Source organism: Poritiphilus flavus, from assembly GCF_009901585.1.
Taxonomy (GTDB): domain Bacteria; phylum Bacteroidota; class Bacteroidia; order Flavobacteriales; family Flavobacteriaceae; genus Poritiphilus; species Poritiphilus flavus.
Genome location: NZ_WXYO01000004.1, coordinates 17,295 through 30,070, shown reverse-complemented (window position 1 = coordinate 30,070; position 12,776 = coordinate 17,295). Strand labels below are relative to the sequence as shown.

Here is a 12,776-nt window from a genome sequence, read left to right as displayed (position 1 = left end):
TACATATATAGTCAATAATCCTAATTTTTAATTCAATTATGAAATACATTAAGTTTTTATCCATTTTAGCCCTGACCGGAAGCCTGTTTGTCGCATGTTCAGATGATGATGATGCTCCAGCCCCGGTAAATGAAGAAGAGGTGATAACCACCATGACCGTTACCCTGTCTCCTCAGGGTGGTGGTACGGACATCACCCTGCAGACAAGAGATCTGGACGGCGATGGTCCTGACGCGCCTGTTGTTACTGTTTCCGGCGATCTGGCCGCAAACACTACTTATGACGGCTCTATTGTTCTGCTAAACGAAACGGAAACCCCACCGGAGAATGTAACCGAAGAGGTGGAAGCGGAAGACGATGAACACCAGTTCATTTTCGTCACCACCGGTAATATAGCCAGTGTTGAATACGACGACGAGGACGGAGACGGCAACCCTGTTGGTTTGAGTTTCGACCTGACCACCGGCGACGCCGGAGCGGCCACCCTGTCCGTTACCCTTCGCCATGAGCCTACGAAGCCCAACGACGGTACCCTGGCGGGTGCCGGTGGCGAAACCGATATTACGGAAACATTTGATTTAACGATCCAATAAGATCGGACTAATTAAGATTGGGAGCGGATAATCTCCGCTCCCTTTTAAAGATGAAGAAGGCCTTTTTAAAAAACTGCTATAGCCTTACGCTGGCAATTCTACTGCTGGTGCAAATGGGCTTTCATGCAGTTCATGCGCTTACTTCACACCACAAGGTTCATACCGTAGATCACACAACCTTTTCTGATACCCAAATCCAGGAAACCTACCACAATTGTGAGCTATGTGCAAAACTCTTAGGACAAAAGCTCTATGTAGAGCCGCTTCCTGAAGTTAGCCCCTCTTTCACCAATTCCTTCCATAATTCAACCTTCAGGGAAACCCTGATCAGCTCCCGATCTTTTGAGATCCTCTCCCTCCGCGGACCACCCCGGGTATTGTGCTGAAAATCTCCATTTCTGGAATCCGGGTTCAGTTAAACTGGCCCTTTAGACCAATACATGTCACCATCAGATAATCTGGTAGTGCAAGGCGCAGTATTCTTATAACATTTATAATTCAAAGCGATGATCATAACTAACAACCTTACCAAAAAGTACGGTGAACAGACGGCACTGGACCATTTGGAACTCGAGGTAAAACAAGGTGAAATCTACTGCCTCTTAGGAGCAAATGGTGCCGGAAAAACAACCACGATCAACCTGTTATTAGGCTTCATTGAGCCAACTTCGGGCAGTGCATTCATCAACCAGCTAAACGTGCAGGAAAACCCGAAAGAGACCAAAAGATTTTTGGCATATATCCCGGAAAACCTTATGCTGTATCCCAGCCTTAGCGCCGTGGAAAACCTGGATTACTTTTCCGGGATCGCGGGGAAAAAGCTTTCAGATGCGGATCTCAAAGGATTTCTTGCCGAGGCCGGATTACAGACAGATGCTTTTGGAATGCGTATTTCAACATTCTCCAAGGGGATGAGGCAGAAGGTTGGAATAGCAATTGCCCTGGCGAAAGATGCCAAAGTACTGCTTTTAGATGAGCCCACATCCGGTCTGGATCCCAAAGCCAGCAATGAATTCGGACTATTGTTACAAAAGTTGCGAACCAAAGGTGTGGCCACATTAATGGCCACGCACGACCTGTTCCGAGCCAAAGAGGTAGGCACGCATATTGGAATCATGAAGGACGGTAGCCTAAGACAACAGCTGGTAGCAGAAGACATAAGTCTTTCGGAGCTGGAGCAGGCCTACCTCAATACTATGGAATACAAAGAGTTAGTCTTATGATCTCTAAAACATTTCTCAAGGAAACCCGGGAGCTCATGCGCGACGGGCGTGTGCGCATTGCTTTTTTGATCGTGATCGTGTTGCTTGGAGTAGCGGCCTTGATAAGCGCCAGGCAGTATAAAAATGTGAACGAGCAATACGAACTAGCTAAAAGATCCGAACGTGCCATTTGGGACAACCAGGGTGAAAAGAACCCCCATTCGGCAGCACATTATGGTACTTATGCCTTTAAACCTAAATATCCGCTTTCCCTTTTAGATCAGGGTGTAGATAAATACGCCGGAACCTCCATTTTCCTGGAAGCTCACAAGCGTAACGAAGCACAATTCAGCGCTGCGACGGATCAGACCGGCTTAGCGCGTTTTGGGGATCTCACTCCGGATTTTATACTATTATTCATCATACCCCTACTCATTGTGCTCCTTGGATACAACAGTTTTACCAAAGAGCGGGAAATGGGAACACTGACACTACTTAAAAGTCAGGGGGTCTCTGCCTGGAGATGGGCATTGGGAAAATGGACTGCCCTTTTCTTCCCTGTTTTGATTATTACAGCAGCCCTGTTTCTGGTAGCAGGTATTGTATTGAGTAATCTTGACGATTTTGGCGTGTTTAGTTGGAGCTCTCTTTTTATAATGTTTGTGGTCTTCGTGGCCTATTACATCATCTTTATCAATATCGTCCTTTTGATATCATCGCTGGCCAAAAGATCGGGGATTTCCCTGGTGGTCGCGCTTTGCATCTGGATTATTGCCTGCCTTGCAGCGCCAAAGGCTGCCAGCAATATTGCGGAATCCAAATATCCCTATCCTACCCGACAAGAATTTGCCGCCAATGTATTAAAGGATAAAAAAGAGGGGTTGGACGGGCACAATCCATGGAGCAAGCAGGCCAAACTATTGCAGGAACAGGTGCTCAAAGAACACGGTGTTGATAGCCTTCATCAATTGCCTTTCAATTTTGATGCCTACCGCATGCAAAAAGGTGAAGAACACGAAGCGGAAGTATACTTTAAGCACTATAATTACCTGAAGGATCAATATATCAAACAATCGAGGATTTACAAGGGTTTAGCAGCTATTTCTCCCTATCTCCCGGCTCGTTTTTTGAGTATGTCCATAGCTCATACCGACTATGCCACACATTGGGATTTTGCTGATGCCGCGGAGTCTTATAGAATCGCAACCCAGAAATTTTTGAACGATAACTTTGCTGAAAACTCCGAGTTTGGGCAATGGTCCTACAGGGCCGATGCAGATTTTTGGAAGGAGCTTCCGGCATTTGAATACAATCCGCCAGAGCTGGGTACCATCCTTTCCGATAACAGATCCAACCTTTTCATTTTAGGTATTTGGCTGATGGCTTCCTTTGGACTATTAATGTTTACAACCAAAACCATTTGACCATGTTATCATATAACTGCAAATACGAATTAAAACTGTTACTGCGCAGTCGATGGATACAACTTTTGAGTATTATGTTGTTGCTGCTCTTCGGGTTTTCAATATACAATGGGCTGGAAAAGGTTGAAAAGCGTAAAAGAGATATTACCGCTGCCAAGGAAGAAGTAAAAGAAAACGACGCAGTGATGTTGAAACTACTGGATTCCGTTGAAGGCGGAATGGAGGTCAGCGCATCTCCCTGGACGATCCCTACCAGTCCTATGGCAGTGGGTAATTATCACCCAAGGGTGGCCGCAATGGAACCTCAGTCCATGGCTTTTATCGCTACAGGACAGGCCGATCTTTTCACTCATTACGTTAAACCCAGGGTATCGGGAGACGATTCCGCTCTTAATTTTGCAGAGATGACCAGTCCCGTCCAATTATTATTCGGCAGTTTTGACCTGGCTTTTGTTATAGTATACCTGTTGCCCTTGCTTATTATCGCCTTTTCTTATGACGTGCTCTCAGCTGAAAGGGAAAGTGGTTCGCTTAGGTTATTGGCAGCGCAACCCATAAGGATCCAGAGTTGGGTATTGCAAAAATTAGGACTGCGTTTTTTTTGGTTGTCCATACTGGTCATAGGTTCTCTAACCATCATATTTTTTGCCGTTGGCCTCAACCCATTTACTGAAATGACAGGCTTTTTGGGCCTATTGGGTTTGATTATCACCTATATGCTATTCTGGTTTGCGTTGGCATTCCTGATCAATCTATGGGTGGGTACCTCGGCTAAAAATGCCGTTGCTCTTTTAGGACTCTGGGTAGTATTCGTGCTTTTGGCCCCTTCCATGTTGAACCAGTTGGGCAATACACTGTACCCCATGCCTTCACGTACTCTAATGATCAACCAAATGCGGGATTTAAAGGCGGAAGTAACCAAGAAACAGGACGAAATACTAGACAATTTCCTAAGGGATCATCCGGAATACGCAATTAACGACACTACCCAGTATCGCGGGTTTTACCACCGATATATGGCATCCCAAAAGCTAGTCAAAGAGGAGCTTGCTCCGGTAGTGGACAAGTTTGAGGGGCAATTACAGAAGCAGCAGGACTGGATAGGCCGTTTCAAATGGGTGTCCCCTGCAATCATTGTCCAGGAATCCCTGAACCAGATGGCAGGTACATCCACCAGGGATTATGAAAATTTTAGAAAACAAGTGGTAGGATTTGCATCGGACTGGCGTCAGCACTTCATGCCCTTTTTATACAACAATCAAGACTTTAGTCAGAAAGACTATCCCAATCTCCCGAAATTCCAGTTTGAACAGCGATCATCTGCTTCTTTTGGCGTGATTCCTGTCCTTTTGCTGATTGCTATCGCATTGTTCGGATTGGGTTTTACGGTTTCAAGAAGTTCCAAAAAGGGCAATATTCTAACTGCCAACTGATATGTATAGGATTCTTCTGTGTATACTTCTGGTTAACGTCAACTGGTTAGGGGCCCAGGAAAATGAGGAAGATAATTTTCCTCCTCCGGACCAGCCCTTTGAAGTTAAAGTTTCAAAGGCCGTTGGCGAGATTAAATTGGATGGATCCCTGGACGAGGCGGACTGGGAGCAAGCCATAGTTACGGACGACTTTTTTAGAACCGAACCAAGGCAGGGAGGTACTGTAAGGTACCGGACTGAGGTCCGTTTTTTGTACGACGACAAAAACCTTTACGTTGGCGCCTTTTGTAAAGATTCGGTAGGATTGGAAGGTATTCGCATCCAGGATCTGAGAAGGGATTTCAGTTGGGGCGTAAACGATCTTTTCGGCGTTGCCCTTGACCCCCAAAACTTAAAACAATATGCCCAGGGTTTCCAGACCACACCTTATGGAAACCAGCGGGATTTCCAGAATTTTAATGGCAACAACTTCGATACTGGATGGAACACGCTTTGGCGGGTAAGAACAAAAAGGACTGCAAATGGCTATACGGTGGAAATGGGTATACCCTTTAAGTCCTTGCGTTACAACCTCCCTGAGGAAGGGAATGCGATAGAACTCGGTTTTACTCTGGTCCGCTATGCCAGACGGGACATTGAGGTCTCCACCTATCCGGCAATCCCCCAGTCTTTCACTCCCTACCGTATGACCTATGCCGCTAAACTGGTAGGGATCCAGGCTCCACCACCCTCTACAAATATTCGTGTTGAGCCATATGCCTTATATCAATACGACGAGAACAAAGAAGGGGATATACTAATAGACAGGTTGAATGAACCAAAAGTGGGTTTTGATACCAAATGGGCGGTCAACCCTAAAACAGTACTGGACCTTACGATCAATACGGATTTCGCCCAGGCAGACGTAGACAGGGCGGTAAACAACCTGGAGCGATTCAATATCTTTTTCCCGGAAAGGAGGCAGTTCTTTTTAGAAAACTCCGGGATCTGGGCAGGCGGCTTACAACAGTCCATACGTCCATTCTTTAGCCGTAGAATCGGGCTTCAGGGGGAATTCAATGCTATTCCCGCACCTATTGATGTGGGCGCCAGATTTACCCAACGCACCGAAGGGAATGCCCTAGCGGCTTTATTTGTAAGACAGCGTGAAACAGAAAACTCCGCCGGGGCCAATTTCGGGGTCCTCAGATATTTAAAAAACTACGGCAGGGAGAATAATATAGGCCTTATGGTTACCCACCGTCTGGACGACAGTTATTCGGAATTAGGCCTTGAAAGCAACAACAATACAACCATTACCCTGGACGGACAAATAAGACCTGCCAGTCAATGGGATATTCAATACTTACTTTCAACTTCCATAGACGAGCTCAGTGGGGAAACGGGTTATGCCGGAAGAATTTTCGTCGGAAATGATTCCAACAAATACTATTACGGATGGGTTACGGAGTACACTGATGCCAATTACAACCCCAGAATGGGTTTTGTAAGGCAAAACGATGTGATCAGGCACAACCCCGGTGGCTACTACATCTGGAGACCCAAAAAGATCGATTGGATCAGGAGGTGGGATCCGGGAGTGTTCGCCAACTACAACCATGACGCCACAGATCCCAGCAGTTTTCAACAGGCCAGTCTGTATATCTTTCCGGTATTTACCTGGTTTAAGGACAACAGTTTTCTGGAGATCTCCACTACCCCAACCTGGCAAAACATCAATTTTGATTTCGCTCCTTTGGGTCTTGAAATTGAACAGGACAGGTATTTTTATACGCGCTATTTGGTTCAGTTCAATACAGACCTTTCCAAAAAATGGTCCGGGGATATCGGATTGGACTTTGGGGATTTTTACAATGGCAGCAGAACTACAATCAACGCCGCGGCCAGATTTGCTCCTATCCCCCACACAACCCTTACCTTAAATTATGAACACAATGATATAAAAGGGGTAGGCCTAATGGAGGAAGATCTGAAAACCGATCTCTATACGGCCAATTTGCGCTTAGCTCTTAATCCCAGGGTACAACTCTCCAGTTTCTATCAGTACAACAGCTTTAATGAGCAGGGAAGATGGAATATTCGTTTTAGCTGGGAGTATATGCCCTTGTCCTTCATTTATCTCGTATTTAACGACACTACAACAGATATTTTCGATCCGGTGCAGAGCAGTTCTCAGTTTATCAGTAAGATAACCTTGCTGAAACAGTTTTAAAGCAAGCAGAACTTCTTTTCTTTATCCGTCTGAATGATGATAGCCAGCATGTCCACATAAATGTTCATTTGGCTCAGGGATATTCGGGAAAAATTACACATTCTCCTTATTTTTATACTATTCCTATGAACTATATCTCGATAAGTCTTTACAAGAAAATGATCAATCATGCCATACATGAAGGTATGGATGTAGATGAACTTAAGGATTTGCCCATCAGCCCCGAAAGTATGCAGAGCCTGCAGGCCGTACCTGCGGATCATTTCTTTGAGTTACACGAGATCCTTGACGAAAGATTAGGGCCGGGATTCGCAATTAGAGTGGGCCAGGAAATGAAAATAGAGGACTACGGGGTACTCGGCCTTTCCTGGAGAACCTGCTCATGGGCCGGTGAAATTTTTGAGCGAAGCGAACGCTATTTCAAACTGCTTTCCAATACCTATGTTTTTACCGTGGAGAAAAAGGGGGATGAGTCGCATATCTTACTCCATAGAGAACCGCATCGAAGAGGCCTGGAATTGTCCAATGAAGCAACGCTGTCTGCCACAGTTGTTGTGCTACAGGCCATGACAGAGACTGATATCACCCCTACCCAGGTGACTTTTAAACATGATCCTCCAGGTAATCTAAGTAGCCATGAGGCTGCATTTAATTGCCCTGTCCTCTTTAATCAACCCAAATATTCCATTACCTATAAGACGGCAGACCTTGAAACCCGCACGGCTAAAGCCGATATAAGCATCAATAAGTTTTTGGTAGAAAGGGTTGAAGAGAAAACCAGGGGACTGGAGGTAAGTACCAATAAAGTTGCTTCGGATGTGGAATCCCTCATTAAAGATGCTTTACCCAGCGGTATCCCCAGTATAGCACAGATCTGTGATCATATCGGGATGAGCAACAGAACCTTGACCCGCAGGCTTTCAGAAAATGGGGTCACTTTCCGGGATCTTATTATGAGAACGCAGAAAAGATTAGCCAAAGACCTTCTTAAAAACACCAACCGAAGTATCGCTGAGATCGCCTTTGAAACCGGCTTCTCCGAACAAAGCGCTTTCAATCGTGCCTTCAAGCGATGGACCGGCTTTTCTCCTACTGAATTCCGGAAAAACACTCAATAAACTTCTTTTGGCTTAAAGTGTCAAAACATTGGCTTGAACTATCAAGCATGCCTCTACTGTCCGGCATAGATTTGCTTCATAATCAAAAACATCAACTATCATGGAGCTATCTATCAAAACATTCGTCCTTCTCGGAGCCGTAATCCTGACAGGACTTTCCGCAGGCCTGTTCTACGCCTGGTCTGTGTCGGTTATCCCAGGCACTCAGAATCTGGAAAATTCAAATTACCTGCAAACCATGCAATCCATTAACCGGGCCATTCTTAATCCGCGGTTTTTCGCGGTATTCTTTGGCAGTATAGTCTTTCTAAGTATTGCCAGTATTTACGAATTCAATTTGAATAGAACAGCTTTCTGGCTAATCCTGGCGGCCTCCATTTGTTATCTGATAGGGACTGTGGGTGTAACCGGTTTCGGGAATGTACCGCTGAACGATCAACTGGATGTTCTTAAGCTTGAAGATCTGAGTAGCAGTAAGATGGCAGAATTCAGGGAGTACTATGAACAGCACTGGAACCGCTGGCACTTGATACGCACCATCTGTGCCGTAATAGCTTTCATCCTGGCAGTGCTATCGCTATTTACACACATAAAAAACATTTAAATAAAATCATCTCTAATATTCTAAATCTCGTAAAAATGAAACACAACATCTTAGTAATCGGAGGTACTGGTAAGACCGGTCGCCGAGTAGTAGAAGGATTAAATCAGCTGGGACATCAGGTAAGGGTGGCCTCCCGAAAAAGCGAACCAGCATTCGACTGGGAAGACGAATCCACCTATTCCCAGGTACTTAAAGGTATGGACAGAGCCTATATAGTTTACTATCCGGACCTGGCTGTGCCAGGGGCAAAAGATGCCATAGAAGCACTGACTAAAGCTGCACTAAAAGAAGGACTGGAGAAGGTAGTATTATTGTCCGGTAAAGGGGAAACAGAAGCAGAGGCCTGTGAGCGGATCGTTGCAAATTCCGGCCTGAACTACACCCTGGTCAGAGCTTCCTGGTTCAACCAGAACTTTAGCGAAGGGGCATTTCTAGAAGGGGTTTTGGCCGGACATGTGGCCCTACCCATGCCGGAGGCTGAGATTCCCTTTGTAGATGCGGACGATATTGCGGACGTGGTGACCAAAGTTATGGTAGATGACTCCTATAATGGAGAAACCATAACGGTTACAGGACCCAGGAAAATGACCTTTGCCCAGCTGGTGGAAGCCATGTCTGAAGGTATTGGCAGGGAACTTCAATATCACCCTATATCCCTTGAAGAATTTAAAGAAGGAATGAAAGCCGCAGGCCTGCCTGATTCTTATGTATGGCTATTTGGTTATTTGTTCAAAGAGGTCCTTGGAAATCCGGACAACCAGGAGGTGTCTCGGGATGTAGAACGGGTATTGGGCAGAAAAGCCACAGACTTTGTGGAATACGTTGAAAAAACAGTAAAAACGGGAGTCTGGAACCAGTCACTACCACAATCCGTTTAGAAATTTATAGGGCCGCTTATTGCAGTAAGCGGCCCTTTTCTATGGCCTTGATCCACCTGTGCATTTCAGGATTGTTATAAGCATCAGCGTACTTTTGCAGTTCTTAAACTACCTGTAGCAAGCTGAAATTATGATATTCAGGCTTAGGTTATTTGGATGTCCCCGTCTTTACCTTAGGATGATAATTGAAATGCTGACCTCCAATGGAAGCTTCATACATTACTCCTCCTTTGGTCAAAGTAAATACAGCCACACCATCTTGATATGCTGCATCAATTGATACTCCTGATTTAAGAGCTACGGCAGATGCCTGGGCATCGAATTTAAGTTTTCCGTTCGTGAATTTTTCAAAGGTCTCTTCGTTTTCAAAAAAGATAACTTCTATGTATTGCTGACCTCCAAATTGAATTCCTGCCGTTACTTGTTTCAGGTGGGCTCTTCCGACTACTTCGTCCTCTTCATAGACTATTCCATTTCCTGCAGCCCCTCCTACTCCTATAGCGGCTTTCGTGACTTTCGGAAATACGGCATAGCCATAGGCCTCGTCTTTAAATGATTCTAACTTTGGACTTTTTTCCAAAACGATTTGCATGGCTTCTGACGCGTTTAATTCCAGGTTCGGGTTCCATCCGTCTACCTGTCCTATCACTGTAAGAGACAAAAAGAGGGCAAATGTTGTTGTAAATAATTCTGACATTTTTAATTTCATTTTTTTCATGATTTTTAGTTTAAACGATTTTAGTTATGATGATTGATAAATAAACTCTTGTATTTGAAGGCGCACGCATGGCTAAAAGCCTGCCGGCACTGATTTTGATTTCTGTTTGATGTCTTGCTTCCTATCAGATGGTATTCTTACCCCACCCCAACCAAATCCTACGACAAAATGTGGGTGCTGTATTGTACTCTTTCTAGTTATGGTTTTCATGATCTTTACTTAATTACTGATATACCGTCCTGGGTTTATCGTTGTATTCCAGGACAAAGATGAGGCAGATCTATCAGTAAAAGGACCTGGCTTACAGGCAGGTCCGGAAAAGGTGTACGAGCCTATAGGGAAGCTATAGTAACTATCTCAATTCGTGATACTTAAAGCAGTTATAGATCAGGTAAAAAAACGCGTACGAGTACTCAGGCGGAGCCAGGTAAGTAGCTGTTTATTCTCAATAATCGAAAAATTCGGTGGGTGTTTTTCCGGTGCAGTTTTTGAAGTGTTTGTTGAAAGTGGATTTAGAACTAAACCCGCAATCATAAGCCAAAGATATTTTGGTGTATTTGCTGTTTTCGGGAAGTGAAGCAAGTTTTATGAACTCCTGTATTCGAATGGAGTTGATATAGTTGTAGAAGTTTTTTCCTTCCTGCTCATTGATCACCTGAGAAAGATGATTGGGATGGGCGTCCACCAATTTAGCCAACTCAGACAGCGTGAGCTCTTCATTCTTGTATACATCATCTGTGATCATAAGTTCATTTAGCCTGGTACTGATTTGATGGGCTATCTCTTCCGTAAGACCGGACTTGGCGTAGCGACGGGTAACAGCCTGGCCCGCTTTGGAGTTTTCTGCTACGGAAGACTCAGGGGTATTGGCATTTTGCCGGACTGGTAATTCCGAAGTTGCAGTGTAAAATATATTCAATTGATTTATTCCGAAAAAGCCAATAAAAAGTACCAAAACTACCACTGCGGAAAAGATAATGGTACTGTCAAAGAAAATGGTCAATATCCAAATAATAACAAAGCCCATAGAAAGATACCTGAGCCACAGCAATTCTTTTTTGTCCGTATTGGAAAAGTTGTCCTGGATCCTTAATTGGTGCTTTCTAATAAGGATCAGAGACCAAATGGCGTATACCAGACCTGATAACGGGATCAGGATGTTGCTATAAAGGACGTACCACTCAAAACCGGCTCCATCATTCTCAAAGACCTGTAATTTTTCGGCTCCCGTTAAACTGTAAAAAGGAATTGCCAGAACGATAAGCGATATGCCCGGAATAAGATGAAGCAAATTTACCCATTTGTTTTTGGGAGCGTTTCCCGTTATTTCGGAAACATAGAAAAACAAGAAAAGCCCATTGAGCACCGGCAGCGGAAAATCTATCCCTAACCAATTTGGGTATTTAAACAGGTAACCACTGTGTAGTAAATAATTGAATGCCAGGTTAATAATGATGAGCAGAAGCCAAACTGCCAAAACGATATCGGCTCTGGATTTGTTTTTCTTGACGAGCAACAAAAACTCCAAAAAAATTCCTATAAAGATTCCGAATACAAAAAACATAGGTTCAACCTTGACTACCAAAAGTCGAGATACGCTTTGGTTTCTATTCTAACAAATGTATTTTTTAATCGCGTTCAGTGGCTACTTACAGTTGAATATAAGTCACTCTATATGTCAGTATTATATTGGCAACCTCCAGGGTTTATGCAAGATTACATTTTCTCTGCTATTTCAACATTTATCAACTCGGTGATGTTATCGATCACATTTAAAGCATCATGGTAGACCTTGTCCTTTTCTGCCATAATCTGCAATAGCGAAAATAAAAGATTCTGGAATTCAACAGAAAATATGTTTTCCGGCTTTACGATATTGGCATCAGAAAATCTAATACTTGGTGTGATCGATGAAACAACATAGGTCATCATGGCATCGTAATGAATGTTCTCCATCCTATTGATATAAAGGTATTTTTCCTCCAATATCCTTAGGCCATCTACTATCTTATGATTCCGCAATAGCTTGACCTCCCCGCTATTGACCATAGTTTCATAAATATTACCATGCCTATCAAAGTCGGAATAATTAGTAAGGTTTCGCACAATAAGACCCAGGGTGTCCATTTGGCTCCGGTCATTAGCCTCAATAAGCCCTGAGGCGAATTTGAATTGTTGCATATAACCATTATTGTAATCAATAAGGTTACTGATCAATTTCTTATCATCTACAATCTGATCCCTAATGTTCATATAGTGACCGATCTCCGTGTTCTTCCTGATCCTGGCCTCATTCCAGTTATTTACCTGCAAGGCCAGACTGATCCCTATCATTACCAAAAGAATCTCTCCAATGGCATATAGTAGGTACTTTTTTAATTGTCCCTTGTTAATTTGGTCTATACGTATTTTTCGAAACAGTTTCATAATTATCAGCTTGGTCAGTTACAGACATATTGCCAGAACTAATGGGAGATGATGCTTATGGAAAACTTGGGCCAGGCGAATTACCAAATTTCAACATTGGATATGTATAGTCTTGAAATTTTGAGATGGATCCGTGTTATTGAAATTAAGGAAAAAACCATGATAAA

The 12,776-nt window shown here is 43.8% G+C and carries 12 protein-coding genes; 9 read left to right on the top strand and 3 right to left on the bottom strand.

Going from position 1 to position 12,776, the window contains the following annotated elements; all coding sequences use genetic code 11:
- The first annotated feature begins 38 nt into the window (after positions 1–38).
- The 9 genes from GTQ38_RS09230 (at position 39) to GTQ38_RS09190 (ending at position 9,464) form a co-directional block, all read left to right on the top strand.
- Positions 39–593, top strand: coding sequence for a type 1 periplasmic binding fold superfamily protein (locus GTQ38_RS09230; RefSeq protein WP_161435229.1), 555 nt, complete (start codon positions 39–41; stop codon positions 591–593).
- A gap of 50 nt (positions 594–643) precedes the next feature.
- On the top strand, positions 644–979 hold the full coding sequence (locus tag GTQ38_RS09225; protein ID WP_161435228.1) for a hypothetical protein: 336 nt from the start codon (positions 644–646) through the stop codon (positions 977–979).
- 120 nt (positions 980–1,099) lie between these two features.
- Positions 1,100–1,816, top strand: a complete 717-nt coding sequence (locus tag GTQ38_RS09220) for an ABC transporter ATP-binding protein (protein ID WP_161435227.1) — start codon at positions 1,100–1,102, stop codon at positions 1,814–1,816.
- Positions 1,813–3,219: an ABC transporter permease gene (locus tag GTQ38_RS09215; protein ID WP_161435226.1), complete on the top strand. Its 1,407-nt coding sequence runs from the start codon at positions 1,813–1,815 to the stop codon at positions 3,217–3,219. The genes GTQ38_RS09220 and GTQ38_RS09215 overlap by 4 nt, the downstream gene beginning before the upstream one ends.
- A gap of 2 nt (positions 3,220–3,221) precedes the next feature.
- Positions 3,222–4,652, top strand: a complete 1,431-nt coding sequence (locus GTQ38_RS09210) for a DUF3526 domain-containing protein (RefSeq protein WP_161435225.1) — start codon at positions 3,222–3,224, stop codon at positions 4,650–4,652.
- A 1-nt stretch (position 4,653) separates the two neighbouring features.
- Positions 4,654–6,864: a DUF5916 domain-containing protein gene (locus tag GTQ38_RS09205; protein ID WP_161435224.1), complete on the top strand. Its 2,211-nt coding sequence runs from the start codon at positions 4,654–4,656 to the stop codon at positions 6,862–6,864.
- Between the two features lie 125 nt (positions 6,865–6,989).
- The gene (locus GTQ38_RS09200; RefSeq protein WP_161435223.1) at positions 6,990–7,982 is read left to right on the top strand and encodes an AraC family transcriptional regulator; all 993 of its coding nucleotides are present in this window, start codon (positions 6,990–6,992) and stop codon (positions 7,980–7,982) included.
- Positions 7,983–8,082: 100 nt separating this feature from the next.
- Positions 8,083–8,586 (top strand): anthrone oxygenase family protein, encoded by a 504-nt coding sequence (locus GTQ38_RS09195; RefSeq protein ID WP_161435222.1) that lies wholly within the window; start codon positions 8,083–8,085, stop codon positions 8,584–8,586.
- A 35-nt stretch (positions 8,587–8,621) separates the two neighbouring features.
- The gene (locus GTQ38_RS09190) at positions 8,622–9,464 is read left to right on the top strand and encodes an NmrA family NAD(P)-binding protein (RefSeq protein WP_161435221.1); all 843 of its coding nucleotides are present in this window, start codon (positions 8,622–8,624) and stop codon (positions 9,462–9,464) included.
- Between the two features lie 148 nt (positions 9,465–9,612).
- Here GTQ38_RS09190 and GTQ38_RS09185 read toward each other — a convergent pair whose 3' ends face one another.
- The 3 genes from GTQ38_RS09185 to GTQ38_RS20975 all read right to left on the bottom strand — a co-directional run bounded on the left by GTQ38_RS09185 (position 9,613) and on the right by GTQ38_RS20975 (position 12,609).
- Entirely contained in the window at positions 9,613–10,182 is a 570-nt protein-coding gene (locus GTQ38_RS09185) for a lipid-binding SYLF domain-containing protein (RefSeq protein ID WP_161435220.1), read from the bottom strand.
- Positions 10,183–10,627: 445 nt separating this feature from the next.
- Positions 10,628–11,746 (bottom strand): helix-turn-helix domain-containing protein, encoded by a 1,119-nt coding sequence (locus tag GTQ38_RS09180; protein WP_161435219.1) that lies wholly within the window; start codon positions 11,744–11,746, stop codon positions 10,628–10,630.
- 152 nt (positions 11,747–11,898) lie between these two features.
- Positions 11,899–12,609, bottom strand: coding sequence for a DUF6090 family protein (locus GTQ38_RS20975; protein ID WP_238857878.1), 711 nt, complete (start codon positions 12,607–12,609; stop codon positions 11,899–11,901).
- Between the last annotated feature and the right edge of the window lie 167 nt (positions 12,610–12,776).